This window comes from Microbispora hainanensis (genome assembly GCF_006874475.1).
Classification (GTDB): domain Bacteria; phylum Actinomycetota; class Actinomycetes; order Streptosporangiales; family Streptosporangiaceae; genus Microbispora; species Microbispora hainanensis.
The window spans coordinates 63,993-88,524 of the sequence record NZ_VIRM01000031.1; the positions used below are offsets into that span (position 1 = coordinate 63,993).

The window sequence follows — 24,532 nt, forward strand, 5'->3', positions numbered from 1 at the left end:
GCCGCCCACGCTCGCCCTACCCCACTCCTAGATCTCCCTCCAACCGGCGCTGGAGTTCGCGCACACGAGCGCGTCGACGCGGTCGGCCAGGTACGCGTCGCGCTGGCCCGCGCTCATCTTGTCCCAGTCGGCCCGTGGAACCCGGATCTCCTCGCTGACGACGTCGTGCCTGCACTGGAAGAACAGCTCGACCGTCACCGTGTCGCCCATGTCGTCTGCCGGCATCGCTCACCCCTCCGCCCACCGCTCACGCGACGGCGGCCGCTCGTCGAAGACGAGGCGCCCGCCGAGCTGGCTGTAAAGCTCCAGCTGGTCGAAGTAGATGCGGTGACTGATGATCCTGTCGTTGCCCACCGAACAGGTGCTGGTGCCCCGGATGGCGACATGGCGGCCGGTTCGTTCCAGCACCTGGCCCCCGGGCAGCAGGAAGGGCCCGGTGTGGGTGCCGGTGAGCAGCCATTCGGTCACCGCCGGATCGGCGCACAGGACGGTGTGCCAGACCGTCATGCGCATGTCGGGGAAGCCCCTGAACAGGTCTTCGTAGTAGGAGGCGATCTGCTCGTGTCCCTCCGCGACGCCCGCCGGGGTCACCAGGACCGCGTCCCGACTGTGACACTGGATCACCTCGTCCAGATCGTGCCTGTTGAAGGCGTCGTGCAGCCTTTGCTTGAGCCAGCGGGCGTCCGGCATGCGCATGGCGCGTCCCCCCTCACCGCCATGGTGGACCGCGGGGCCCGCGGCCGCGACGGGAGGGTCAGCCGATGCCGGCGGGATGCAGGACGACCTTGGTCCAGCCGGGATCCCTCCGGTCGAAGTGCTCGTAGCCGCCGGGCGCGTCGTCCAGATTCAGCTCGTGTGAGACGACCCACGACGGCCGGGCCTTCCCCTGGTGGATGAGGGTGCAGAGCTGCCGGTTGTAGTTCTTGACGTTGCACTGACCGTTGCCCATGGTCTGGCCCTTGAACCAGAACATCCCGTAGTCGAAGGCGATCTCGCCCTGCTTGTAGAGGTCGTCGGGGCTGCCGGGATCCCTGGGGATGTACACGCCCACGACCCCGATCGTCCCGGCGAACCTCACCGACTTGACGAGGTTGTTCAGCGTCATGTTGGGATGCTCGTGCCCCTGGGGGTCGTGCGCCTGGTAGCCCACGCACTCGCAGCCCCGGTCGGCGCCCCTGCCGTGCGTGAGCTCCATGACCTGGTCGACCGGCGATGCCTTGGAGTCGTCGATCGGGATCGCCCCGATCTCCTCGGCCTTGGCCAGCCGGTCCGGGTGGCGGTCCACGACCATCACCATGCCCGCGCTCTTGAACATCGCGGAGTAGGCGGCCATCAGGCCGACCGGCCCCGACCCGTAGATCACGACCGAGTCGCCGGCCTGCACACAGGCGAGCTGGGTCGCGTGCCAGCCGGTGGGCCAGATATCGGCCAGCATGACGTAGTCGGTCTGCCTCTCCCGCGCGTCGTCCGGCAGGACAAGGCAGTTGAAGTCGCCGAACGGCACGCGCAGCAGCTCGGCCTGGCCGCCGTTGTACGGGCCCATGTCCGCGAAGCCGTAAGCGGCCCCGTCCACCCCCGGCTCCGGGTTGGTGGTGAGGCAGAAGGCGGTCAGGCCGCTCTCGCAGTTGGCGCAGAAGCCGCACGCGACGTTGAACGGCACGCAGACCATGTCGCCGACGCGGACGCGTACCACTCCCGGCCCCACCTCGACCACCTCGCCGAGGTTCTCGTGGCCGAGGACACGGCCCGGCTCCAGGTCGGTCCGGCCTTCGTACATGTGCAGGTCCGACCCGCAGATGTTGCTCGTGGTGACACGGACCAGAACATCGGTGGGCATCTCTATCCGCGCGTCCGGCACGTTCTTGACGCCGACCTGCCGGGGTCCTTCGTATACGACTGCCTTCATGATGTCCTCGCTTCTAGAGAAGCAGCTCGAAAACGCGGATCACGCGATCCCACTCCTCCGTCCTGGGGTTCTTCAGGCCGGGATCGAGGATGGTGAACGTGCGCGCCAGTGCCAGCGACAGCCCGCCGGCGATCTCGGGCAGCCTTTTCGTCACCTCCTCGCCGATCGACAGGTCGAGCGGGGGCAACGCCGCGAGCTGCTCCAGGATGGGTTTCAGCTCGATGTCCTCGTCGAGGTCGCGGAACCGGTGGATGCTCTCCTGGAGGCCCTTGGTGATGGGCAGGTCCCAGGTCTCGATGATGTCCCGGACGTTCGCCTTCGCGTGGGCCTCGCCGATCACCAGCAGGTCGTACAGCTTCTGGTTCACGAAGTCGCTGTAGCGCCGGAGATCCTCCTTGTCGACGTCGAGGCCCGCCGCCTTCCTGAAGAACCGCTCGAACCTCGGCACCGCCATCACTTCTGCCATCGCCAGTCCCCTTCCTCCCCGCGTGGGCGGCTCAGCCCCTCAGCTGAAGGTGTTCGTGCACGAGGCGCACGGCCATCGCGCCCTCGCCGACGGCCGACGCGACCCGTTTGATCGACCCGTTCCGCACGTCGCCGGCCGCGAACACACCCGCTCTGCTGGTCTCCAGCGGGAACGGCCGGCCGGCGGAGTCGGGTACGCCCTTCCTGCCGGAGCGAGCGGCGTCCAGCCCGGTCAGGATGTATCCCCGGGAGTCGAGCGCGACCTCGTCGGCCAGCCACCGGCTGTACGGCTCCGCACCGATGAAGACGAACATCGCGCGGGCCTCGAGGGTGAACCGCTCCCCGGTCACGTTGTCCTCGGCGACGACCGCCTCGAGCGTCTGCTCCCCGACCAGCCGCCGGACCTGGGTGTTCAGCATCACCTGAATGCCGGGGTGTTGTTCGATCTCGACCGCCAGATAGCGGGACATGTTCCTGGTCAGCGCGTCGTCGCGTACGAGCAGGCGGACGGAGGCGACGTGCTGGGCGAGGAACAGTGCCGCCTGGCCGGCCGAGTTGCCCCCGCCCACGACGACGACCGGGTCCCGGCTGCACATCTGTGCCTCGAACGCGGTGGCCGCGTAGTAGACGCTGGTCGCCTCGAACCTCTCCAGGTCGGGCACGTCGAGTTTCCGGTACCGGACGCCCGTCGCTATGAGCAGCGCCCGCGTCTGGATCACCGCCCCTTCCTTCACGGTGACCACGTGATGGCCTTCCTGCTCTTGGAGCGTGCACGCCTCGGCCGGAATGGAGAACTGCGCGCCGAACTTGCGGGCCTGGATCTCCGCCCGCTCGGCCAACTCGCCGCCGGAGAGTCCGGCGGGGAAGCCGAGGTAGTTCTCGATCCGCGACGAGGTGCCCGCCTGACCGCCCGTCGCCACGCTGTCGAGGACGATCGTCGTGAGGCCCTCCGAGGCGCCGTACACCGCCGCGGCCAGCCCCGCCGGACCGGCTCCGACGACGAGCAGGTCCCAGCCGCTCTCCCGCGGCGCGGGCGCCGGCAGGCCGATCAACTTGGCCAGCTCCGCGTTCGTCGGATTGCGCAGCACCTTCTCACCGCGCCAGATCACGAACGGGGTCTCCTGCGGAGTGAGACCCATCCGCTGCAGGAGGCTCTCGACGTCGGTGTCCTCTTCCAGGTCGATCCACCGGTGCGGCAGCCGGTTGCGGGCCGCGAACTCACGCAGCCGGCGGCAGTCCGGCGAGTAGCGGGAGCCGATGATGCGGAAGCCGGCCCCGAGCCCGATGAGCATCGAGCGGCGAATCAGGTAGGCGCGCAGGACGAGATCGCCCAGCGTCTCGTCCTCGGCGACCAACCGGCGGAGCTCCTCGGCGGGCACGGCGAGCGCCTCACCGTCCTCCGCCACCACGGCCGTGATGAAGCTGGCCTGGCCGGTGAGCACGTTGAGATCGCCCAGGAACCGGCCGGCCCCGTGGATGCCGATCACCTGATCGTCGAATCCGTATCCCTTGACCTCCGCGACCTTGCCTGCCAGGACGACGAAGAAGGCGACGCACGGGTCGCCCTCCGCGAACAGAACGTCCTCCCGGCGGGCCGACCGCCGCTCGCCGCAGGCGGACAGCGCCTGGATCTGCGCCTCGCTCAGCCGAGGGTAGGCCCCCTGCAGGTCGGGGGTCTCGACCAGCTCATCCGGCCAGCGCATCGCCGACCCACTCCCGCAACACGGGCGCCGGCGCCGCCCCGGCCCGCCGGGCCACGACCTTCCCCTGCTTCATCACAACGAGCGTCGGAACGGCCTGCACGCCGAAGCGCCGCGATGTCTCGGGTGCCTCGTCGATGTTCACCTTCACCAGCTTGATCCGCCCGGCCAGCTCGGTGGCGACCTGGTGGAGCGCCGGGCTCACCATGCGGCATGGTCCGCACCAGGACGCCCAGAAGTCGACGACGACCGGAATCGGCGCCGCCTCGGCGACCTCGGCGAAGTCCTCGTCCCCCGCGTCCACCACCCAGGGCAGCGATTCGCGGCACTCGCCGCAGCGCGGGACTCCGGCACCCGTCCGCGGCACGCGGTTGTTGCGGCCGCAGTGCGGGCACCGGACGACGCTCGATTCCGCGACCTTCGGCGGCATCGGTCAGCCCTCCGGGTTCTCGTAGGTGACGACGAGCTCGCCGCCGGACATGGCCACCCGGATGGTCGCGCCGTCCCTGACGTCGCCGGCGACCAGCGCCCGCGCGACCCTGGTTTCCACCTCACGGGCGATGAAGCGGCGCAGCGGACGGGCCCCGTAGATGGGGTCGAACCCGCGCTCGGCGATGTGGCGGACCGCCTCCGGGCTGATCTCGAGCGTCATCCTGCGCTCGGCGAGCCGCGCCCTGATGTCGTTGAACATCAGCGTGACGATCTGCTCGATCTCGGCCTCGGTGAGCGGCTTGAACAGCACGATGTCGTCGATGCGGTTGAGGAACTCGGGACGGAAGCGGGCGCGCAGCTCCGCCATGACCATCTCGCGCACCTCCGGGTCGATCTCGCCCGACGGCGCCGCCTTCTCACTGAGGTAGTGCGAGCCGATGTTGGACGTCATGATGATCACGGTGTTGCGGAAGTCGACCGTGCGCCCCTGAGCGTCGGTGAGCCGCCCGTCGTCCAGCACCTGCAGCAGGGTGTTGAACACGTCCGTGTGCGCCTTCTCGATCTCGTCGAAGAGCACGACGGAGTAGGGCTTGCGCCGCACGGCCTCGGTGAGCTGGCCGCCCTCCTCGTAGCCGACGTACCCGGGCGGGGCGCCGACGAGGCGGCTGACGGTGTGGCGCTCCTGGTATTCGCTCATGTCGATGCGGACGATGTTCTCCTCGGTGTCGAACAACGCCTCGGCCAGCGCCTTGGCCAGCTCCGTCTTGCCGACTCCGGTCGGCCCGAGGAAGATGAACGACCCGATCGGGCGGCGGGGGTCCTTGATCCCCGAGCGCGCCCTGATGATGGCGTCGGCGACCGCCCGCACGGCCTCGTCCTGGCCGATCACCCGCTGGTGGAGGATCTCGTCGAGCCGTAGCAGCTTCTCCCGCTCGCCCTCCTGCAGGCGGCTGATCGGGATGCCGGTCCACCGCGACACGATGCCGGCGATCTCCTCCTCGGTCACCACCTCGCGCAGCAGCCGGTGCCCGCCCTGCTTGCTCTCCAGCTGTTCCTCCGCGGCACGCAGCCTGCGCTCCAGTTCGGGGAGCCGGCCGTGCCGCAGCTCCGCCGCACGGTTCAGGTCGTACATGCGCTCGGCCTGCTCGGCCTCCCGGCGTACGCTCTCGATCTCCTCGCGCAGCTGCTGCACCTTGCGCAGGGCGTGCCGCTCGGCCTCCCACTGGGCCCGCATGGCGTCGGCCTCCGCCCGCAGGTCGGCCAGCTCCTTGCGCAGCGTCTCCAGGCGCTCCCGGCTCGCCGGGTCCTCCTCCTTGGCGAGCGCCGCCTCCTCGATCTCCAGCCGCGTCACCCGGCGGGTCAGCTCGTCCAGCTCGGCGGGCATCGAGTCGATCTCCGTACGGAGCATGGCGCACGCCTCGTCGACCAGGTCGATCGCCTTGTCGGGGAGGAAGCGGTCGGAGATGTAGCGGTGGCTCAGCACGACCGCGGCGACGATCGCGCCGTCCTGGATCTTCACGCCGTGGAAGACCTCGAGCCGCTCGCGCAGCCCGCGCAGGATGGAGATGGAGTCCTCGACCGACGGCTCGTCGACGAAGACGGGCTGGAAGCGGCGCTCCAGCGCGGCGTCCTTCTCGATGTACTTGCGATACTCCGCCACGGTCGTCGCGCCGATCATGTGCAGCTCGCCGCGGGCCAGCATCGGTTTCAACATGTTGCCGGCGTCCATCGCCCCCTCGGCGGCGCCCGCGCCGACGACCGTGTGCACCTCGTCGACGAACAGCAGGATGCGCCCCTCGGACGCCTTCACCTCCGTGAGCACGGCCTTCAGGCGCTCTTCGAACTCGCCGCGGTACTTCGCCCCGGCGACCAGCGCGCCCATGTCCAGACTGAAGATCGTCTTGTCCTTCAGGCCCTCCGGCACGTCGCCGCGCGCGATGCGCTGCGCGAGGCCCTCCACGATCGCCGTCTTGCCCACGCCGGGGTCGCCGATCAGGACCGGGTTGTTCTTGCTCTTGCGGGACAGGATCTGGACGACCCGCCGGATCTCGGCGTCCCGCCCGATGACCGGGTCGAGCTTGTCCGCCCGCGCCGCGGCGACGAGGTCGCGCCCGTACTTCTCCAGCGCCTCGTAGGCGACCTCCGGATTGGCGGAGGTCACCCGCTGGTTCCCGCGCACCTGTGTCAGGACCTGCAGGAAGCGCTCGCGGGTGAGCCCTTGTCCCTTGAGCAGGCGGCCGGCCGCGCTGTCGGCGCCCTCGTCCAGCAGCGCCAGCAGCAGATGCTCGACCGACACGTACTCGTCCTTCAGCCGGCCGGCCTCCCGCTCGGCGGAGTCGAGCAGCCGCGACACCCGCTGGGTGACGTAGACCTGGCCGGGAGCGGCGCCGGGACCGGTGACGCGGGGCCTCCGCTCCAGCTCGTGCTCCAGTTCGAGCAGGAGTTCGTCCGGGTCGGCGCCGGCGGCGGACAGCAGGCGCGGGACGAGCCCGTCGGGCTGCCGGATCAGCGCCAGCAGCAGGTGCTCCCCGTCGACCTCGGTGTGTCCGAAACGGATCGCCGCGGTCTGGGCGTCGTGCAGGGCCTCCTGCGACTTCTGCGTCAGGCGGTTCAGGTCCACGATCTGTCTCCGGTCCATCTCGTACGGGTGCGCAGAGCCGATTCCAGCTCCGCGATTCGGTCCAGGAGGTCCGCCACGAGGCCGAGGGCCGCGTAGTTGACGGCGAGCCCCGCGTGCAGGCGCTGAAGGCGCCCCACTGCGGCGACCTGGGCGGGCGGGAAGCACAGGCCGCCCGGCAGGCCGGTGCAGGCGTCGATCAGCCCGAGCGCCACCAGGCGACGCACCAGTTCCGGATGCAGTCCCGTGGCCCGGGAGAAGGACTCCAGGTCCAGGTGCCCGACGTGGACCCGGGCGAACCGGGCGAGCGGATAGGTCATGACCGGCTCCTCGGGTTGAACGTCGAGACCCTGGCCAGTTGCTCGTACAGGCGGCGCTCCTCGTCACTGAGCTTGGGCGGCACCATGATCCGGACCTCGGCCAGCAGGTCCCCGGGCCGGCCGCGCGGGTTCGGCATGCCCTGTCCGCGCAGGCGCAGGCGGCGCCCGGACGAGGTGCCCGGCGGCACCTTGACCTTCGCCTCCCCACCCGGCGTCTCCACTGCGACGGTCGCCCCCAGCGCGGCCTCCGACGGCGTCAGCGGGAGGCGGACATGGATGTCGCGCCCCTCCACGCGGTAGCGCGGATGGTCGGCGATCCGCACGATCAGGTAGAGGTCGCCCGCCCTGGCGCCGTCGCTGCCCGCGCCGCCCTGGCCCTCGATCCGGATCCGCTGGCCGTCGGTCACCCCGGGAGGGATGTTCACCTCGAGGGTCCGCCCGCCTCCCGGGCCGGGGATGGTGATGGTCCGCCGGCCACCGCGGTAGGCCTCCTCGACCGTGAGCGTCAGCTCCGCCTCCTGGTCGGCGCCGGGCACCCGGCCCCAGCCGCGGCCGGTCGCGCCGCGCCTGCGCCCGCCGAAGACGCTGCCGAGCAGGTCTTCGATGTCGATGCCCTCGAAGCCCTCGCCGACGGTGAAATGGATCTCCTCCCCTCCTGGTCCGCGCGCCCAGCCTGGTCGCGCGCCGGCTCCCGCTCCCGCGCGGGCGTACGCCGCCGGGTCCACGCCCTCGGGCACCCGGCGGAAGTCCGGCCCGAACGCGTCGTATCGCCGCCGCGTTTCGGGGTCCGACAGCACCTCGTACGCCTCTGAGATCTCCTTGAAGCGATCTTCGGCGTCGGGCGACTTGTTGACGTCGGGATGGTAGGTGCGGGCCAGCTTCCGGTAGACCCGCTGGATCTCGTCCTGGCTCGCCGTTCTCGGCACGCCCAGGATCTCGTAGAAGTCGCGCTCCGCCATCACTCGTCGGCCTTCGTGGAGACGACGACGGCGGCCGGGCGCAGTTGCTTCCCGTCCTCGCCATAGCCGGGCCGTACGACCTCGACCACGGTGCCGGGATCGGCGTCCGGGACGGCGACGGTGCCGACCGCCTCATGCCTGGCGGGGTCGAACCGCGTGCCCACGTCGTCCCTGCGCGGAAAGCCGAGGCGCGTGAGCACGCCGACCGCCTGGTCGCGGACGGCCCGCACTCCCTCGATCACCGCGTCGGCGGCGGTATCCGCGTGTTTGAGCGCGAGCTCGAGGTTGTCGACCACCGGCAGCCACTCCCCCGCCACGCGCATGCGCTCGTCGATCCGCTGCCGCTCCATGTCGCGCGCGACCCGTTTGCGGAGGTTGTCGAGCTCCGCGACGGCGCGCAGCCACCGGTCCTCCAGCTCGGCGAGCTGCTCGGCGACGGGTTCCTCGACGGCTTGCTGAGGCTCCGGAGGTGCTTTCTCGTTAGGCTCGGTCATGTCACATCACGGGCTGTTGGGGCTGGTGAACTCGGCGTCGATGACGTCCTCGTCCGATCCGCCGGCGGAGGGCTGCGCGGACTGCGCCTCTCCCTCCGTCTGGCCGGAAGCGGCGGACGCCGTCATGCCGAGGCCGTGGTAAACCTGCTGCAGCTCCGCCGTCAGGGTGCGCAGCCGGTCGACGGGCGCCTCCTCCTTGATCGCCTGGCGTGCTTCCATGATCAGCTGCTCGGCCCGTGCCTTCTCGTGCACCGGGACCGCGTCGCCCAGCTCCGACAGCCGGCGCTCGACCTGGTAGGCGGCGGAGTCCAGCTCGTTACGGGCGTCGATCGTGGCACGAAGCTGCGCGTCCTCGTTGCGGTGCCGCTCCGCGTCGGCGATCATCCGCTCGATCTCGCTCTTGTCCAGGTTGGAGGTCTCGCTGATCGTGATGCGCTGCTCGGCGCCGGTGTCCTTGTCCTTCGCGGAGACGTTCAATATGCCGTTGGCGTCGATGTCGAAGGTGACCTCGATCTGCGGCACCCCGCGCGGGGCGGGCCGGATGTTCTCCAGCCGGAACCGGCCGAGCACCCGGTTGTCCGCGGCGCGCTCGCGCTCGCCCTGCAGGATGACGATGTCCACGGCCGACTGGTTGTCCTCCGCCGTGCTGAATATCTCCGTGCGGCGGGCCGGGATCGTGGTGTTCCGCTCGATGATCTTCGTCATCACGCCGCCCAGCGTCTCGACGCCGAGCGACAGCGGCGTGACGTCCAGCAGCACGACGTCCTTCAGCTCACCCTTGATGATGGCCGCCTGGACGGCCGCGCCGACGGCCACGACCTCATCCGGGTTGACCGTCATGTTCGGGTCCTTGCCCGTCAGCCGCCGCACGAGTTGCTGCACGGCCGGCATGCGGGTGGAACCGCCGACGAGGATCACCTCGTCGAGGTCGTTCGTCGTCAGCTTCGCGTCGGCCATGGCCTGCTCCACCGGCCCCCGGCAGCGTTCGAGCAGATCGTGGGTGATCTGCTCGAAGGTCGAGCGCATGAGCGTGGTGTTCAGGTGCTTGGGGCCGGTCGCGTCGGCCGTGATGAACGGCAGGCTGACCTGCGTCTGGGTGACCGCCGACAGCTCCACCTTGGCCTTCTCCGCGGCCTCGAACAACCGCTGCAGGGCCTGCGGATCGCGCCGCAGGTCGATGCCCTGCTCCTTTTGGAACTCGTCGGCAAGGTGGTCGACGATGCGCCGGTCGAAGTCGTCGCCGCCCAGGTGAGTGTCGCCCGAGGTGGCGCGGACCTCGATGACGCCCTCGCCGATGTCGAGGATGCTGACGTCGAACGTGCCCCCGCCCAGGTCGAACACGAGAACGGTCTCGCTGCCCTTCTTGTCCAGGCCGTAGGCCAGCGCCGCCGCGGTCGGCTCGTTGATGATCCGGAGGACCTCCAGGCCGGCGATCTTGCCGGCGTCCTTGGTGGCCTGCCGCTGCGCGTCGTTGAAGTACGCGGGCACCGTGATGACGGCCTCGTTGACCTTCTCCCCCAGGAACTTCCCGGCGTCCGAGACCAGTTTGCGCAGCACGAAGGCGGAGATCTCCTCCGGCGCGTACAGCTTGTCGCGCACCTTGAACCGCACGGCGCCTTCCGGGCCCGGCACGACGTCGAACGAGACCGCCTTGATCTCGCTCTCCACCTCGTCGAACTTGCGCCCGATGAAGCGCTTGGCCGAATAGATCGTGCCCTTCGGGTTGAGGATCGCCTGGCGTCTGGCCATCTGGCCCACCAGCACCTCACCCTGGTCCGTGAAGGCCACCACCGAGGGAGTCGTGCGCGACCCCTCGGCGTTCGGGACGACCGTCGGATGCGCGTCCTCCGTAGTCGCGATGACCGAGTTGGTCGTGCCCAGGTCGATGCCCACCGCCTTGGCCATGTCCTCATCCCCCTCCTTTTGGCGCTCACCCGAGCGCAGCGGCCTCACAAGCGTCCGTGAGCACTCGCCCGCGCCTCGTCGGCGCATTCGGCGATCGGGAAGTCGTGGCGGTCCAGGACGCCCACTGCGTGCCGGGCCGCGGGAGAACCGGGATCCACACCACCTTCGAACCGGTGGTGTCAGGGCTCTGCCAGCGAGAGCAATCCCCAGCGTGTCCCCCCGTCGCCCGTGGAACACCGCGACGGAATTTCGTTTCCTCCCGCCTGTCGTTCCCACGCACCACCCTTCCCGCACCTCATCTGCCTCTCATGAGCCGTGGCAAGTCCGCCGTGGTAGCGCCAGAGGAGAAGCATCGGCGTACGTACTCGGTCAGGCGTCGCGGCTCCCCGGGATCGGCCCTCCCCGTCGCCCGCCCGTCGCCCCCTCACGGACGGGGAATCAGGGCCCAGTACTCGTCCGGCAACTGGACGGTGACGTCGAAGAACTCGTCGACCGTGATGGCCTCGCGCAACGTGGCGAACACCGCGGCGGCATGTTCCCGCGCCTGGTCAAGGGACACGCCCTCTCGCTCGGCCACCCGGCGCAGAAACTCTTCCAGCCCCATCCGCGTTGCCGTGCCGGAGCGACCGGCGATGCCCCGCCTCAGCGGTGGATGCAGCCGGACCGGCAGTTCGCGGATGAGATCCCTGACCTCGCCCGCGGCGATGCGCTCCGCGAGCGTCTCCAGCACGGCCGCGGTGGCGCGTTCGGCGCCCTCGGCGTCGAGGCCGGTCCGCCTGGCGACCCTGCTGAGGAACTCCGAGGACCGCATGACCTCCACGTGCCTCCGCTGGGCCTCGGCCACCAGGGGGTCGAAATCCTCCGGCAGGTCCGCCCCCAGGTCGGCCACCTCCTTGGCGTCCAGGGCACCGCCCAGCGCCCAGAAGACGGCTCGCGCGCGCCGTTCGGCCTCTTCGACGTCCACCTGCTCCCGCTCGGCCACGCGCCGGAGGAACTCGTCGACGTCGAAGGCCTCGGAGCCCTTGTCCGTGTAGACATACGGCTTCAGCTCGGCGGGCAGTTGCCGGAGCAGGTCGCGGCTTTCCCCCTTCGACAGACGCCGCGCGAGCGTCTCAAGCGTCGCCTGAATGGCGCGCTCGGCGGCCTCGGCGTCCAAGCCGGTCTGACGGCTCACGATTTCGAGGAACTCTTCGTAGTCCACGTCCGCGCTCCTCGCTCGACACAGCATGCATGGGTTTCTCGTGGTCAGCTACCCGCCGGCCACGGGGAGCCTCATCCAGCTCAAAGCGGCGTTTCCGGAAAATGACACTTCCGTAGCCTGGGATTACCCGGGACGTCTGCGCACCGCGGTCTGCCGAGCCCGTCGCGGGAGGAGCAGATAACTCATGACCACCCACATCCGCACGGCATCGCCGCCACGACACCGTGCGTCGCGTACGGCCGGGGAGCCCGGCACCCGTGAGGCCGATGGAGATCGCCCTACCCAGGCGCGGTCTCACCTGCGCGGAAGCATAGGCTGGTCCGTAGCCGGCTTGGGGAGGTCGCCATGCGTACGACCACGTTGCCGTCCGGCGAGCAGGTCCCGGTCCTCGGGCAGGGAACCTGGCACATGGCCGAGGACCCGTCGCGATGGGACACCGAGATCAAGGCGCTACGGCTGGGCCTCGAGCTCGGCATGACCCTGATCGACACCGCCGAGATGTACGCCGGCGGCAGGGCGGAACGCCTGGTCGGCGAGGCGATCGCCGGCCACCGCGACGAGGTGTTCCTGGTCGGCAAGGTCCTGCCGCAGAACGCGACCCGCACGGGCACCGTGGCCGCCTGTGAGGGAAGCCTGCGCCGTCTGGGCACCGACCGGCTGGACCTCTACCTGCTTCACTGGCGGGGACAGGTGCCTCTGGAGGAGACGCTCGCCGCCTTCGAGCAGCTTGTGGCCTCGGGGCGCATCAGGTGGTGGGGCGTCAGCAACTTCGACGTCTCCGACATGGAGGATCTCGTCGCGATCGCCGGCGGCTCGGCCGTGCAGACCGACCAGATCCTGTACAACCTCGCCCGACGCGGTCCCGAGTACGAGCTGATCCCCTGGTGCCACGCGCGAGGCATTCCGATCATGGCGTACTCCCCGATAGAACAGGGCCGGTTGCTCGGCCGCCAGGCGCTTCTCGACGTCGCGCAACGCCATGAGGTGACCACGGCGCAGGTGGCCCTCGCATGGGTGCTCAGGAACGACGGCGTGATCGCCATACCGAAGTCGGGGGTGCCCGCACACGTGGAGCACAACGCGGCGGCCGCGGCCATCCGCCTCACCGACGACGACCTCCTGCTGCTGGACGCGGCGTTCCCACCGCCGCTCTCACGGCGACCGCTCGAACGGCTCTGAGGCTCCCGTCAACGACCGGGCCGGCTCACCGCGTCGTGACCCGGACGGCCGGCCCCGACGCCGCCTCCACCACGTCACGAAGCTGGGAGCGGGCGGTGACGCCCAGCTTGGGGAAGGTGCGATAGAGGTGGGAGCCGACAGTGCGCGGCGACAGGAAGAGCCGTTCCCCGATCTCGCGGTTGGTCAGCCCGCGGGCGGCGAGCCGGACGATCTGCTGCTGTTGCGGGGAAAGGCCGGCGAAGGCTCGGGGGTCGGTCGCGTCGACGTCCATACCGGCCGCCCGCAGTTCCGCCTGCGCGCGTTCGCTCCACGGCCGCGCCCCCAGCCGGCGAAATGTGTCGTACGCCGCGGTGAGGAACGGCCGCGCCTCGGCGATCCGGCGACGGCGGCGCAGCCATTCCCCGTACTTCAGCACCGCCTGCGCACGCTCGAACGGCCAGCGCTCCAGCGCGGGATCGGCCAGTGCCGCCAGGAACTCGGGCTCGGCGTGCCCGGGTTCGGCGAGCAACGCACGGCTGTGACGCACCAGGCTCCGCAGGCGGGACGAGCCGCCGCGGGCGAGAGTACAGGCCGAACGCTCGACGATCTCGATCGCCTCGGCCTGACGACCGACACGCGCGGCAGACTCCGCCAGCTCCGGCAGGGCCGGATAGGAGGCGTGGTAGTGGACGGGGGCGCCGTCGGCGTCGAAGACCATTCGCGCGTTCTCATACGCGGCCTCGTAGTCGCCTTCCGCCATGGCGGCGGCGGCCAGGGCGCGGCGGGCGTACACCGCGACCGATCGGCTCTCCAGCGGATCCACCAGACGCAGCGCCTCATCGGCGAGAGCGCGGGCACCCGCCGCATCGCCCTGGCAGGCCACAACCATGGCCTCGATGGCGTGCGCGCACGCGACGGCGTGGTCGAGTCTGGCCGCCGCCGGCAGCGCGCCGAGGCCCGCGCAGACCGCACGCGCCCGATCCCAGCGGCCGCACTCGAAGTAGGCCAGCGCGACGACGCCGCCGAGCCCGTCGGGGAGCGGCCCGTCGGTGCGCCACGACTCGACGGCCTCGTCGAACGTCCGGATCGCCAGCGGGGTCTCGTCCAGCACCCAGGCCGCGACGGCCAGCGCGGTCAGCTCCGCGGGACGGCCACCCGCGCCGGCGCCGTCGCCGCCCCCCTCTCGATCACCCGCTGCGGAGCGCCCCCCGGCCGCGGCGATCATCTCCGGCAGGCGAGGCGCCAGCTCGCGCCCGCCCAGCGGATCCGACACGATCCGCGCCCACTCCCGCAGCGGCCCGGCGGGCAGGCGTGGCAGGAGCCGGTCGATCTCCCGCCGCTGGAACTCCTCACCCGAATAGAAGCGCAGCACCGCGGCGGCGGCGAGCGCGTCGAGCGCGATGGCCGGTCGCTCGGCTCCCAGGTCGTCGGCGATCGCGGTCAGGCGGCCGAAGACGGCGGTGTGCCGCCCGGTCAGCGCGGACAGCCGCCCGACGTGCAGTGAGGCGGCGGCGAGCACGGCCGGGTCGTCGGTGCGTGCGCGGGCCCGGGCGGCCAGTTCCTCCACCCAGGGCAGGTCTCCGGTGAAGACGGCCAGGCCGGCCGCGTCCGCCAGCAGCCGGGCGCTGTCGTCGCGCCCGGGGCGCAGCTCCGCCGCGCGGGCCAGCGCCCTGGCCGCCGCCGCGTAGCCGCCTCGTCTGCGAGCCCTGTCGGCCGTCTGCTCCAGGGCGGCGGACACCTCCGCATCGGGGTGGAGCGTGGCGGCGGCGAGATGCCACGCACGCCGGTCCGGCTCGTCCCGCAGGGCGCCGGCCAGCGCGCGGTGAGCCTCCATGCGGGCGTCGAACGGGGCGGCGTGGTAGACCGCGGAACGGACCAGTGGGTGGCGGAACCGTACGTGCCGGCCTGCGCGGTGGATCAGCCCCGAGTCTTCGACGGCGGGCCAGGCTCTGTCGTCGGCGTCGGGCAGCAGCGCCAGCACGGCGTCCGGGGGATCCTCCACGTCGGCGGCGGCGTCGAGCAGCCGCCGGGACGCCGTGGGGCCGAGCGGGGGCAGCACAAGCGCCGGCAGTCCCCGGCCGAACTCCGGCCCGTCGTCGCGTGCGCCGACCCGCGGCGCGACCGGGTCGTCGTCGCGTACGGCGGCCAGCAGGGTGACGGGGTCGTCGTCCAGTCGGTGGGCGGCGAAGGCGAGGGCGTCGGCGGAGGCGGAGTCGATCCACTGGGCGTCGTCGAGCACGAGCACGAGCGGCGCCCGTTCGGCCACCTGGGACAGCAGAGTCAGCACGGCGACCCCCGTCAGCAGCGGATCAGGGGCGTCGGGCACGAACCCGAAGGCGCCGAGCAGCGCCCGGCGCTGCCGGTCCGGCAGGTGGTCCGCCTCGTCCAGCACCGGCCGGAGAAGCTGGTGCAGGCCCGCGAAGGCCAGGTCCCTCTCGGACTCACGACCGCTCGCCCACAGCACCCGGCGGCCCGCCTCCTCGGCGCGGCGGGCCGTGTACTCCAGCAACGTGCTCTTGCCCATCCCCGCGGCTCCGGACAGGAGCAGGACCCGGCCGCCGCCGGACGCGTCCGTCACCAGAGCGGAGAGCCGCTCGACCTCGGCGTCCCGTCCGACGACCGCGTCACGTTCCGCTGTGGCGCGGCGACCCGGCGCCCGCCCGTCCACAGGCCCTCCAGAAGTCTCACCGACAGGACCGCGGCGTCACGGCGGGTCCTCGTCCCCTCGCTGTCACGGTAGCAAGTGCGTCCCTCCGCATCGGATGCAGTCACCTTACGCATACCGCCGGCCCTCGGCGGTGGCCCACGATGAACGGGCGGCGGATCTCGTCGCACCTATCACCGCTCGTCCGATCAAGGAACGCGCATGCCTGTCAATCAGATCACTTTGGGCGACGTCACGATCACACGGGTCTGGGAGTATTACGGGCCCGTCGGCATGACGCCCGAGACGTTCTTCCCGGAAAGCTCGCCACGCACCTGGGAGGAGCACTCCTCCTGGTTGGAGCCGCAGTTCGTGGATCCCGAGACGCGGATCGTCAACTCCGCGGTTCAGACCTGGCTGCTGCGCAGCGAGGGCAGGAACATCCTCATCGACACCGGGGTCGGCAACCACAAGGAGCGGCCGTACTCGCCGGTCTGGAGTCGCCTCGACACCGATTTCCTCGACAACCTGGCCGAGGCCGGCGTACGGCCCGAGGACGTGGACATCGTGGTGAACACCCACCTCCACGTGGACCACGTCGGCTGGAACACCTACCTGGACGGCCGGACCTGGGTGCCGACCTTTCCCAACGCCACGTACCTCATCTCCAAGGCCGACTTCGACTTCTGGAACCCGGCGAACGAGCACAAGCCGCTGCTCGGGCGGGGCAACCAGAACGTGTTCGAGGACAGTGTGGCCCCCGTCCACGAGGCGGGGCTGACACACCTGTGGGAGGACTCGTACACGATCGACTCCAACCTGCGCCTGGACCTCGCGCCGGGGCACACGCCAGGGTCCTCGATCATCACCCTCGAATCGGGCACGGACCGCGCCGTGTTCGTCGGCGACCTGGTGCACAACCCCGTGCAGTTCGTCGAGCCGGACGCCGGCAGTTGCTTCTGCGAGGACCCGGCCGAGGCCCGCGCCACCCGCCGCAGGATCCTCCACTGGGCCGCCGACCTGGGCGCGCTGGTCGTCCCCGCGCACCTGGGCGGGCAGGGAGCCGCCGAGGTGGTCCGCGAAGGGAACGGGTTCGTCATCCAAGGCTGGGCTCCGTTCGCCCCCTACTCCGCGACCGCAAAGGAGGCCCGATGAGCCACCACGCGGCGGACACCGTCCTCACCGCGCAGGGCGTCGTGCGCGGGCTGCGGCACGACGGGACGACCGTGTTCCTGAACATCCCGTACGCCGCACCGCCGACCGGCGCCGCCCGGTTCGCCGCTCCACGACCGCACGCGCCCTGGGACGGTGTACGGGACGCGACGGAGCCCGGGCCCACCGCGCCGCAGGCCGGACGCCGGCTCGGCAGCGTGGACATGACCCCGTACTTCGGGCCGGGCTGGATCCCCGGCGATGACTTCCTGACCGTCAACGTGTGGACGCCGGGGGTCGCCGGAGAGCGGCTGCCCGTGATGGTGTTCGTGCACGGCGGCGGCTTCGTGGCGGGATCCACCAGGTCGGAGCTCTATGACGGCACCGCCTTCGCCCGGGACGGGGTCGTGCTCGTGACGCTCAACTACCGGCTGGGCATCGCGGGCTTCCTCGACCTGCCCGGTGCCCCCGCCAACCGGGGCCTGCTCGACGTGATCGCCGCCCTGCGATGGGTGCGGGAGAACATCGCCGCGTTCGGCGGCGACCCGTCCCGCGTCACATTGTTCGGCCAGTCCGCCGGCGCGACGATCGTGGGCGGCGTGCTGGCCGCGCCCGAGGCCGAAGGGTTGTTCCGGCGCGTGATCGTGCAGAGCGGCAGCGGCCTGGGGGCCTTCACGCCCGAGCAGGCCGCCCGGGTGACCCGCGCGGCCGCCCGCGCGCTCGGGGTCGAGGCGCATGCCGAGGCCTTCGCCGGCATCCCCGACCTGCGGCTGGTCGAGGTCATGGCCGAACTGTCGGGCATCGACCTGCGGACCGACATCGACACTGACCCGCTCATCGGGCTCAGCCCTTTCAGCATCGTTCTCGACCGGCAGCCGGCCGAGGTCGTCGCCGCGGGCCGCGGCGACGGCGTGGACCTGCTGGTGGGCACGAACACGGAGGAGGGCAACCTCTACCTCGCCCCGTTCGGGAACCTGTCCACTTCGACGGCGGCGGACGTGCACGCCGCCGCGGCCCGCTCGCACCCGCGGCCCGCCCGCCTCGTCGAGGCCTACCGCAGGGCGCGGCCGCAGGCGTCGTCCGGCGAACTGCGCTCGGCGATCATGGGCGACGCCCTGTTCGGTGTGGGCAGCCGGCGGCTGGCCGACGCGCACGCGGGGAGGGCCGCCGCCACCTACCGATACTCGTTCGCATGGCGCTCGAACGCGTTGAACGGCGAGCTGGGTGCCACGCACGCCGTGGAGCTGCCGTTCGTCTTCGACGTCGCCGACCTGCCCCGGCTGCGCGGCCCGCAGGCTCTGCTCGGTCCGTACGAGCCGCCCTCGGACCTGGCCGCCCGGATGCACGCGGCCTGGGTGGCCTTCGCCGCGACCGGCCACCCCGGCTGGGACCGCTACGCCACCGCACGCCGGGCCACCATGCGCATCGGCGCCGAGTGGAGCATGGTGGACGACCCGCACGGCGAGGAGCTCCACGCGTGGCCCTGACCGCTTCCCACCGATACCCACCACGGTTCTCTCAGCCTGATCACCGCTGGAGCGGGTCGCCGCGCGACGTGCCGAGCCGGACCTGCTCCGCCCCGCGAACCTCGTCGCACCAGCAGCCGCACCGGCGGAACCAAGATGGCCGATCCTCAGTGAAGATCGGACTGGACCTCGGTCAGTCGATGCCTTCGACGATGCGGAAGTCGCGCTCGACGCCGTCGGAGAGGGCGGCCAGCGCCTCCTGGTAGGCCGCACTCTCGTACGCCGCGACGGCCTGCTCGAAGCTGTCGAACTCGACCAGGACGGTGCGCTCGGCCAGTCCGGCGTCGTGCGCCACGACCCGGCCGCCACGGACGAGGGTCCGGCCACCCCCGGCCTTGACGGCCGGACCGGCCAGCTTGTTGTAAGCAGCCAGCTTCTCAGGGTCTGAAATGGTGCGGTAGGCGCTGACCCAGTAGCCCTTGGGCATGGAACCTGCAGTGTCGGGATGAGTGCATCGGACTTACGGGTTGGTCTCGGAGGAGCGTCGGCGGGCGAGAGCGAGGCTTGTCAGCGTCGTGATCGCCATGGCGCCGATGCCGGCCAGCGCCGCGGTGGTGTAGGCGCTGTCGTCGGGGAAGAGACGGCCGGGGCTGCTGCCCGCGGCGAGGATCAGGCCGCCGATGGCGCTGCCCAGGGAGTACCCGACGCTGCGGACGACGTAGTTGAAGCTCATGGCGCTCGACGTCTCGCTCTTGGGGGTGACGGCCAGGATGACGCCGGGCATCGCGGCCGAGAAGCCGCCGACGCCGAAGCCGAGCACGCCCATCGCCGCGAACAGTTCGGCCAGGTCCGACCGTGCCGCCGCGAACAGGGCGAACCCGCCGCCGACCACGACGGCGCTGCCGGCCAGGAGCAGGGGGCCGGCGATCCGGCTCCGGATCCGCGGCGTGAGTTTGCCCGCGACGAACCCCAGCACCGAGAACGGGATGAGGACCAGCCCGGCGGCGAAGGTCGTCAGCCCGAAGCCGTAGCCGGCGCCATGCGGCGTCTGTGCGTACCGGGTGATGAGCGTGAGCAGGAGGTACATGCCGATCCCGCCGGCGAACATGGCGAGGTTCGCCCCGGCGACCGCCGGGTGCCGCACCGCCCGCACAGCGACCAGGGGTGTCGTGCTGCGCAGCTCGACGACGACCCAGACGCAGAGCAGCACCACCGCGACGACGGCGAGGCCCGACGCCACGGCGAGGTGCCGGCTCCACAGATTCCGTTCGCCGGCGAGGAGCAGCACCAGGACCAGCGCAGCGGCCAGGACGACCGCGCCTGCCACGTCCACGCGCGCGGAGCGGCCTTCGGGGGCCTCGGGCATGGAGCACCACGCGGTCAGGAGGGCGGCGGCGGTGACGACCAGGCCGAGGCCGTAGGCGGCCCGCACGCCGCCGAGCTCGGCGAGCAGTGCGGCCAGCGGGTAGCCGACGCCGGCCCCGATGATCGAGACCACCGAGATCAGGGCGATCACGGCCGTGCTGCGCTCCTCGGGGAGGTGGTCCCGGGCCACGCCCATCATCAGCGCCGTCAGCCCGAGCCCGACGCCCTGGGCCGCCCTGCCGGCCAGCAGCCACGCGAACGGCAGCGGCAGCACGGTGAGCGCGCTGCCGGCGACGACGACCGCCAGCGTGGCGAGGATCGCGGCCCGCCGGTGCGGACCGGCTCCGAGCCGGCCCAGGACCGGCGTGGCGACGGCGCCGCTGAGCAGCGCGACGGTCAGCGTCCACTGCGCGCTGCCGAGCGAGACGTGGAACGAGGTCGCCACGCTGGTGATGAGCGGCGTCCCGAGGCCGGCGACCGCCGCCACGACCAGAGCGATGAACACCAGGGCGGGGACCAGCAGCCGCGCCTCGGAACGCGCCACAGGGAACGCCGTCGCCTCGGGCCCGCCGACCGGCTGCCCGGTCACTGCTTCGGCCGTTCGCGGTCCTGGCTTTCGAGCTCCGCCAGATGCTGCAGCGCCGGAAGGGCCGCCACCAGCGCCTCGACTTCATCGCCGGCTAGTTCGCCGATCAACCGCTCGAACGCGTGGACGCCCGCCTGGCGCCGCGTCCGGACATAGGAGGCGCCGGCCTCGGTCAGGCACACCAGCGTGACCCGCTTGTCGGACGCGTCGCCCCGCCGCTCGACCAGACCGGACTCCTCCATAACGCGGACCAGGGCGGTCATCGCGGGCTGGGTGACGCCCTCGACCGCGGCCAGATCGGTGATGCGCCGCGGGCCGGTGCGGTCCAAGGTGGCCAGGGTGGCGGCGGACGTCAGGCTCATGTCCCGCGGCAGGCGTCTCACGGCCCTGATGGCCAGGCCATAGAGGACCGCCCCGATGGCGGCGGACGCGCCAGGAGCGCTGCCTTGACGACTCACGCTAGAAGCATAGCGCTTTTATATTCATAGTTTATGGAATTGGGCGAGACCGGCGCGGGCGTCCTCACGGCATCCGCCTTTACCTTGTAGATCATTACTCCCATCCCGCAGCAGGACGTCACCGCTGATCTGGTCGGCTCGTGCGCGAGGGCGAGCGCGTACGGCCGGCCGGCAATCGCCGACGTCGGACGGCTGCCGCTGCGCCCTGGACATGCTCCGCTACGGCGACGACCGCTACCTGGCGCTCGCGCGTGAATGAAACGCATTCGCTGACGTGCCCCGGCTGCCCTCGGTCGTCACGATTTGGGCTGCCGCAGGTGCTCGGCCACCCGTCCCCGGCCCTTGCCGGTGCGTTCTCGGGCCCTGCGCGCGAGTTCGGCCGGCGAGAGTCCCTCTTCCTCGTCGGGATCCCGGGGGATGGATCGCAGCACCTCCGCCTTGTTGGCGTACGTGCCGAGCGGTAATGCCCGCAGCAGCCGCAGCGCCTGTTCGGAAGCGCCGGCGTCGGCCGCCTGCTGGACGAGCGACTGTTTGTCCGCGGGAAAGTCCACGCTGGACAGGGCCTCGCGGACGATGTCGTCGACGGTCACGGCGTCCTCCCAGGAGATCGGTGTGGTTGGCGTGGCCACCACCCTCCATCCGTCTCCCGTTACCCCGGCCATCAGGAAACTACACGGTATTTCGCCCCTAATGTCCGTTTAATATGCCGGGGCAAAGGATGGGGAGCGCCCGATGGCGGGGACACCCGCACTCTGGGGCGTCCGGACCGGGCCGGACGCCCGCCCAAGCTCGCCGACGCCGAGCTGCTCACCCTGGCCATCGCTCAAGCCCTGCTCGGCATCCGCTCCGAAGCCCGCCGGCTGCGGTCGCCCTGCCGGATGCTCCGTGTTGCCGGTAGCGGCCGGTTCAGCGCCGGGCGGTGGTGACGCGGCGACCTGGAAGCGTTCGGCTGCCTTGCCACAGCGGCCAGCCGTCGTCGACGACACACCGTGCCAGGCGCAGGCGTCCGAGTTCGGCCAGCGGGGCATTACAGCGGCTGCCGGCCGGTGCAGCACCTTCTGGGCGGGATCAAGTCCGTAATCGGCATGGCGCCCTTCTGCAGGCCGGGGGCGCGCCGCGCCGCGGTCACGGCGCGGCGCGCCTGCCCGCCCCGGTCAAATAGGCCACGACCATCTCCCCGATCATGACGCGTTGCCGCTCGCGGTGCTCCGGCGCGGTCATGTCCCGGCCGAACAGAGCCCCGAAGGTGTGCTGGTTGGAGATGCGGAAGCAGCAGAAGGAGCTGATCATCATGTGCACGTCGATGGCGTCGGCGTCGGTGACGAAGACGCCCTGCGCCTGCCCGGCGTCCAGGATCCGGGAGATCAGGTCCAGCACCGGGGTGCCCAGGTTGGCCAGCACCTCGGATTTGCGGATGTGCTTGCCGTGATGGATGTTCTCGATGCTGACCAGCTTGATGAAGTCCCGGTGTGCGTCATGGTGGTCGAAGGTCAGCTCCGCGAGCGTGCGGACCGCCTCCACAGGTGCCAGGTGCTCCACGTCGACGGTCCGCTCGACCGCCCGGATGTCGGCGTACGCCTTCTCCAGCACTGCGACGTACAACTGCTCCTTGCCGCCGAAGTAGTAGTAGATCATCCGCTTCGTGGTGCGGGTGAGCGCGGCGATCTCGTCCACCCGCGCCCCGGCGTACCCGTTCCTGGCGAACTCCCGCTGCGCGACCTCCAGGATCTCCGCCCTGGTCCGCTCGGCGTCACGTAGGCGATCCCCGGCGGGACGGGTGGCGGGCTGGGAGGACATGACGCTCCACTGTGGCCGATGAGTCAGGGTCGGCCTCATCCTATTGCCGTCTCGCCGGCGGCACGGGGCCGTGCTGGACGGCAAGCCTGATCGGCGCGTTCTGAGCGCCGTACCCCTGGTACGCGCCGAATCGCTGGACGACCTCGAAGAACATCCGGCCGGCGGTGACCGTGTACAGGTGGAGGAACTCCCCGGCGGCGTCGCGGTCGTACAGCAGGTTGAGCTCCCGCAAGGTATGCAGCCGCTCTGAAGCGAGGTCGTACCGGGCCTGCAGGTCGTCGTAGTAGTTCGCGGGGACGGGCAGCACCAGTTCGCCGAGCTCTCGCAGGCGCCCGGCCGTGGCGAGGATGTCCCGGCTCGCCAGCGCGACGTGCTGCCAGGGAGCGTCAGGCGCCGAGGGATGGCCGCCCACGTAGCCGACGTTGATCGCGATCCTGACCGTGCCGCCGGCGTTGGTCATCGCCCGGCTGCGCAGCAGTCCGTACGGGTCGGGCAGTTCGAGGCTCTCCTGCGGGGTCAGCCCGAGCACGCTGCGATAGAACAGGGCGGCCTCGTCGAAGTGGTGCCAGGGCTGGGTCAGCGCCACATGGTCGATGTGGGTGATCTCGTCACCGGGGCGCCCCGCCCGGACAGGGGCGAAGTCGCCGGTCCAGCTCGGGTGATCGGGCTGTGCCGTACGGCAGAAGAACAGCGCGGTGCCGTCGGGCGCCGCGACCGCGTCGAGCGGCGCCTCACCCGGAGCACGGCGCCGCGGCAGCACCGGCGACAGCAGCGACTGGGCGCGTTTGACCGATCCGGCCGGATCGGGTGACTCCAACCCGATCGCCGCCACCGCCGGCACATCGGCGGGCTCGCCGGTGTTGAGCAGGATCCGGGCCTCGCCCTGTTCCCACAACTGGACCGGCTTGCCGGTGTGCGTACCGGTGTGGGCGAAGCCGAGCGCCACGAGCAGCGGCTCCAGCGCGTTCCGTCCCGGTGCGGCCCCCGGGGGCAGTGGCGCGGCGGACGCGGGCATGGCCAGTTCGGCGAAGGCGAAGCCGGTGGGCTGCACGGGCGGCGGCGGAACGGCGAGCGCGGCCGCACCCGGCAGTCGCGCGGCGGTGTCCTCCTCCAGGGCGATCAGCGAGCGCATCGCGTCCACGGCGGTGCGGGTGGTGTCCGCCTGCCGGAACACGTCGTTGAACACCTCCAGCGACAGCGGACCGCTGTAGCCGGTGCGCAGCACGTGTGCCAGCAGCCCGGCCAGGTCGAAGCCGCCCTGACCTGGGAAGCAGCGGTGGTGCCTGCTCCACTGGAGGACGTCCATCGCCATCAGAGGCGCGTCGGCCAGCTGCAGGAAGAAGATCTTGTCGCCGGGGATGGCTTCGATTCCGCCGGGATCGGAGCCGCGTGACAGGATGTGGAAGCTGTCCAGGCAGGTGCCCAGATTGTCGTGGTCGGCCATCCGGACGATCCGCCACGCGTGCAGGTACTCGTTGACGTGCCGCCCCCAGGCCAGGGCCTCGTAGGCGATCGTGATGCCGTGTTCGGCCGCCGCCTCGGCGAGCAGCCGGAGTTGCCCGGCCGCCAGTGCGTCGTCGTCCACGGCGGCGGCGCTGACATTGGAGCAGACCAGCAGCCGGGTGACACCGAGTCGTTCCATGACCGCGAACGTGTGCCGCGCCCTGCGCAGGTTGCGTTCGAGCAGGTCGGCGGGAACGGCCTCGAAGTCACGGAACGGCTGGTAGAGGTCGATGCTCAGACCGAGGTCGGCGGCCCGCACCTGAACCTCCTCCGGCGACATGTTGCTGGCGACCAGGTCGTTGTCGAAGATCTCCACGCCGTCGAAGCCGGCCGCCGCGATGGCGTCGAGCTTCTCGGCCAGGGTGCCGCTCAGCGACACCGTGGCGATGGTCTTGCGCATTGAC

General features: G+C 71.1%; 22 protein-coding genes and 2 pseudogenes. 4 read left to right on the forward strand and 20 right to left on the reverse strand.

Annotation, left to right across the window (positions count from 1 at the left end):
- Nucleotides 1–27: 27 nt before the first annotated feature.
- The 12 genes from FLX08_RS23885 to FLX08_RS23940 form a co-directional block, all read right to left on the reverse strand.
- Nucleotides 28–225 (reverse strand): DUF7167 family protein, encoded by a 198-nt coding sequence (locus FLX08_RS23885; protein WP_142621515.1) that lies wholly within the window; start codon nucleotides 223–225, stop codon nucleotides 28–30.
- Between the two features lie 3 nt (nucleotides 226–228).
- A complete protein-coding gene (locus FLX08_RS23890; protein WP_244312849.1) occupies nucleotides 229–696 on the reverse strand; it encodes an ester cyclase in 468 nt (155 codons plus the stop codon).
- Nucleotides 697–754: 58 nt separating this feature from the next.
- Nucleotides 755–1,906: a glutathione-independent formaldehyde dehydrogenase gene (locus FLX08_RS23895; protein ID WP_142621517.1), complete on the reverse strand. Its 1,152-nt coding sequence runs from the start codon at nucleotides 1,904–1,906 to the stop codon at nucleotides 755–757.
- Nucleotides 1,907–1,919: 13 nt separating this feature from the next.
- Nucleotides 1,920–2,372 carry a DUF1931 family protein gene (locus tag FLX08_RS23900; RefSeq protein WP_142621519.1) on the reverse strand — a complete coding sequence of 151 codons (453 nt, stop codon included), beginning with the start codon at nucleotides 2,370–2,372 and terminating at the stop codon, nucleotides 1,920–1,922.
- Between the two features lie 31 nt (nucleotides 2,373–2,403).
- Nucleotides 2,404–4,074 (reverse strand): FAD-dependent oxidoreductase, encoded by a 1,671-nt coding sequence (locus FLX08_RS23905; protein ID WP_142621521.1) that lies wholly within the window; start codon nucleotides 4,072–4,074, stop codon nucleotides 2,404–2,406.
- A complete protein-coding gene (trxA, locus tag FLX08_RS23910; protein ID WP_142621523.1) occupies nucleotides 4,058–4,501 on the reverse strand; it encodes a thioredoxin in 444 nt (147 codons plus the stop codon). Before trxA ends, FLX08_RS23905 begins: the two co-directional genes overlap by 17 nt.
- 3 nt (nucleotides 4,502–4,504) lie before the next feature.
- Nucleotides 4,505–7,123, reverse strand: a complete 2,619-nt coding sequence (gene clpB / locus FLX08_RS23915) for an ATP-dependent chaperone ClpB (RefSeq protein WP_142621524.1) — start codon at nucleotides 7,121–7,123, stop codon at nucleotides 4,505–4,507.
- Nucleotides 7,114–7,440, reverse strand: a complete 327-nt coding sequence (locus FLX08_RS23920) for a chaperone modulator CbpM (protein WP_142621526.1) — start codon at nucleotides 7,438–7,440, stop codon at nucleotides 7,114–7,116. Before FLX08_RS23920 ends, clpB begins: the two co-directional genes overlap by 10 nt.
- Complete coding sequence (locus FLX08_RS23925; protein WP_142621528.1) at nucleotides 7,437–8,399, reverse strand: DnaJ C-terminal domain-containing protein; 963 nt, start codon at nucleotides 8,397–8,399, stop codon at nucleotides 7,437–7,439. Before FLX08_RS23925 ends, FLX08_RS23920 begins: the two co-directional genes overlap by 4 nt.
- Nucleotides 8,399–8,893 (reverse strand): nucleotide exchange factor GrpE, encoded by a 495-nt coding sequence (locus FLX08_RS23930; protein ID WP_142621530.1) that lies wholly within the window; start codon nucleotides 8,891–8,893, stop codon nucleotides 8,399–8,401. Before FLX08_RS23930 ends, FLX08_RS23925 begins: the two co-directional genes overlap by 1 nt.
- A 6-nt stretch (nucleotides 8,894–8,899) precedes the next feature.
- Nucleotides 8,900–10,798, reverse strand: coding sequence for a molecular chaperone DnaK (gene dnaK, locus FLX08_RS23935; RefSeq protein ID WP_142621532.1), 1,899 nt, complete (start codon nucleotides 10,796–10,798; stop codon nucleotides 8,900–8,902).
- Between the two features lie 424 nt (nucleotides 10,799–11,222).
- A complete protein-coding gene (locus FLX08_RS23940; RefSeq protein WP_167530550.1) occupies nucleotides 11,223–11,999 on the reverse strand; it encodes a DUF2267 domain-containing protein in 777 nt (258 codons plus the stop codon).
- A gap of 345 nt (nucleotides 12,000–12,344) precedes the next feature.
- Here FLX08_RS23940 and FLX08_RS23945 point away from each other — a divergent pair, with 345 nt between their 5' ends.
- Nucleotides 12,345–13,178 (forward strand): aldo/keto reductase, encoded by an 834-nt coding sequence (locus FLX08_RS23945; RefSeq protein WP_142621536.1) that lies wholly within the window; start codon nucleotides 12,345–12,347, stop codon nucleotides 13,176–13,178.
- A gap of 25 nt (nucleotides 13,179–13,203) precedes the next feature.
- On the opposite strand, the gene FLX08_RS23950 is transcribed toward FLX08_RS23945, so the two are convergent.
- A complete protein-coding gene (locus FLX08_RS23950) occupies nucleotides 13,204–15,825 on the reverse strand; it encodes a LuxR family transcriptional regulator (protein WP_142621538.1) in 2,622 nt (873 codons plus the stop codon).
- A 198-nt stretch (nucleotides 15,826–16,023) separates the two neighbouring features.
- Here FLX08_RS23950 and FLX08_RS23955 point away from each other — a divergent pair, with 198 nt between their 5' ends.
- Both FLX08_RS23955 and FLX08_RS23960 read left to right on the forward strand, forming a co-directional pair.
- On the forward strand, nucleotides 16,024–16,956 hold the full coding sequence (locus FLX08_RS23955; RefSeq protein ID WP_142621540.1) for an MBL fold metallo-hydrolase: 933 nt from the start codon (nucleotides 16,024–16,026) through the stop codon (nucleotides 16,954–16,956).
- Nucleotides 16,953–18,440: a carboxylesterase/lipase family protein gene (locus FLX08_RS23960; protein ID WP_142621542.1), complete on the forward strand. Its 1,488-nt coding sequence runs from the start codon at nucleotides 16,953–16,955 to the stop codon at nucleotides 18,438–18,440. The genes FLX08_RS23955 and FLX08_RS23960 overlap by 4 nt, the downstream gene beginning before the upstream one ends.
- Before the next feature lie 172 nt (nucleotides 18,441–18,612).
- On the opposite strand, the gene FLX08_RS23965 is transcribed toward FLX08_RS23960, so the two are convergent.
- The 4 genes from FLX08_RS23965 to FLX08_RS23980 all read right to left on the reverse strand — a co-directional run bounded on the left by FLX08_RS23965 (nucleotide 18,613) and on the right by FLX08_RS23980 (nucleotide 21,457).
- A complete protein-coding gene (locus FLX08_RS23965; RefSeq protein ID WP_139572630.1) occupies nucleotides 18,613–18,906 on the reverse strand; it encodes a DUF1330 domain-containing protein in 294 nt (97 codons plus the stop codon).
- 33 nt (nucleotides 18,907–18,939) lie between these two features.
- Nucleotides 18,940–20,373: an MFS transporter gene (locus FLX08_RS23970; protein WP_142621544.1), complete on the reverse strand. Its 1,434-nt coding sequence runs from the start codon at nucleotides 20,371–20,373 to the stop codon at nucleotides 18,940–18,942.
- Entirely contained in the window at nucleotides 20,370–20,828 is a 459-nt protein-coding gene (locus tag FLX08_RS23975; protein ID WP_244312850.1) for a MarR family winged helix-turn-helix transcriptional regulator, read from the reverse strand. The genes FLX08_RS23970 and FLX08_RS23975 overlap by 4 nt, the downstream gene beginning before the upstream one ends.
- A 296-nt stretch (nucleotides 20,829–21,124) precedes the next feature.
- Nucleotides 21,125–21,457, reverse strand: a complete 333-nt coding sequence (locus tag FLX08_RS23980) for a DUF2795 domain-containing protein (protein ID WP_244312851.1) — start codon at nucleotides 21,455–21,457, stop codon at nucleotides 21,125–21,127.
- Nucleotides 21,458–21,580: 123 nt separating this feature from the next.
- On the opposite strand from FLX08_RS23980, the pseudogene FLX08_RS43440 reads away from it, so the two are divergent.
- A pseudogene (locus FLX08_RS43440) lies at nucleotides 21,581–21,694 on the forward strand (IS982 family transposase); the annotation flags it as partial.
- A gap of 43 nt (nucleotides 21,695–21,737) precedes the next feature.
- Here FLX08_RS43440 and FLX08_RS43445 read toward each other — a convergent pair.
- From FLX08_RS43445 to FLX08_RS23995, 3 genes and pseudogenes are all read right to left on the reverse strand, one after another.
- Nucleotides 21,738–21,848, reverse strand: a pseudogene (locus tag FLX08_RS43445) (IS481 family transposase); the annotation flags it as partial.
- Between the two features lie 105 nt (nucleotides 21,849–21,953).
- Complete coding sequence (locus tag FLX08_RS23990) at nucleotides 21,954–22,625, reverse strand: TetR/AcrR family transcriptional regulator (protein ID WP_142621548.1); 672 nt, start codon at nucleotides 22,623–22,625, stop codon at nucleotides 21,954–21,956.
- A gap of 40 nt (nucleotides 22,626–22,665) precedes the next feature.
- Nucleotides 22,666–24,528 (reverse strand): bifunctional sugar phosphate isomerase/epimerase/4-hydroxyphenylpyruvate dioxygenase family protein, encoded by a 1,863-nt coding sequence (locus tag FLX08_RS23995; protein WP_142621550.1) that lies wholly within the window; start codon nucleotides 24,526–24,528, stop codon nucleotides 22,666–22,668.
- Between the last annotated feature and the right edge of the window lie 4 nt (nucleotides 24,529–24,532).

Bases quoted from the DNA above. Each gene is read 5' to 3' on its own strand.
- FLX08_RS23895 (WP_142621517.1), bottom strand. From the start codon at position 1,906: ATGAAGGCAGTCGTATACGAAGGACCCCGGCAGGTCGGCGTCAAGAAC.
- FLX08_RS23905 (WP_142621521.1), bottom strand. From the start codon at position 4,074: ATGCGCTGGCCGGATGAGCTGGTCGAGACCCCCGACCTGCAGGGGGCC.
- FLX08_RS23885 (WP_142621515.1), bottom strand. From the start codon at position 225: ATGCCGGCAGACGACATGGGCGACACGGTGACGGTCGAGCTGTTCTTC.
- FLX08_RS23920 (WP_142621526.1), bottom strand. From the start codon at position 7,440: ATGACCTATCCGCTCGCCCGGTTCGCCCGGGTCCACGTCGGGCACCTG.
- dnaK (WP_142621532.1), bottom strand. From the start codon at position 10,798: ATGGCCAAGGCGGTGGGCATCGACCTGGGCACGACCAACTCGGTCATC.
- FLX08_RS23995 (WP_142621550.1), bottom strand. From the start codon at position 24,528: ATGCGCAAGACCATCGCCACGGTGTCGCTGAGCGGCACCCTGGCCGAG.
- trxA (WP_142621523.1), bottom strand. From the start codon at position 4,501: ATGCCGCCGAAGGTCGCGGAATCGAGCGTCGTCCGGTGCCCGCACTGC.
- FLX08_RS23925 (WP_142621528.1), bottom strand. From the start codon at position 8,399: ATGGCGGAGCGCGACTTCTACGAGATCCTGGGCGTGCCGAGAACGGCG.
- FLX08_RS23955 (WP_142621540.1), top strand. From the start codon at position 16,024: ATGCCTGTCAATCAGATCACTTTGGGCGACGTCACGATCACACGGGTC.
- FLX08_RS23900 (WP_142621519.1), bottom strand. From the start codon at position 2,372: ATGGCAGAAGTGATGGCGGTGCCGAGGTTCGAGCGGTTCTTCAGGAAG.
- FLX08_RS23960 (WP_142621542.1), top strand. From the start codon at position 16,953: ATGAGCCACCACGCGGCGGACACCGTCCTCACCGCGCAGGGCGTCGTG.
- FLX08_RS23990 (WP_142621548.1), bottom strand. From the start codon at position 22,625: ATGTCCTCCCAGCCCGCCACCCGTCCCGCCGGGGATCGCCTACGTGAC.
- FLX08_RS23965 (WP_139572630.1), bottom strand. From the start codon at position 18,906: ATGCCCAAGGGCTACTGGGTCAGCGCCTACCGCACCATTTCAGACCCT.
- FLX08_RS23930 (WP_142621530.1), bottom strand. From the start codon at position 8,893: ATGACCGAGCCTAACGAGAAAGCACCTCCGGAGCCTCAGCAAGCCGTC.
- FLX08_RS23890 (WP_244312849.1), bottom strand. From the start codon at position 696: ATGCGCATGCCGGACGCCCGCTGGCTCAAGCAAAGGCTGCACGACGCC.
- FLX08_RS23945 (WP_142621536.1), top strand. From the start codon at position 12,345: ATGCGTACGACCACGTTGCCGTCCGGCGAGCAGGTCCCGGTCCTCGGG.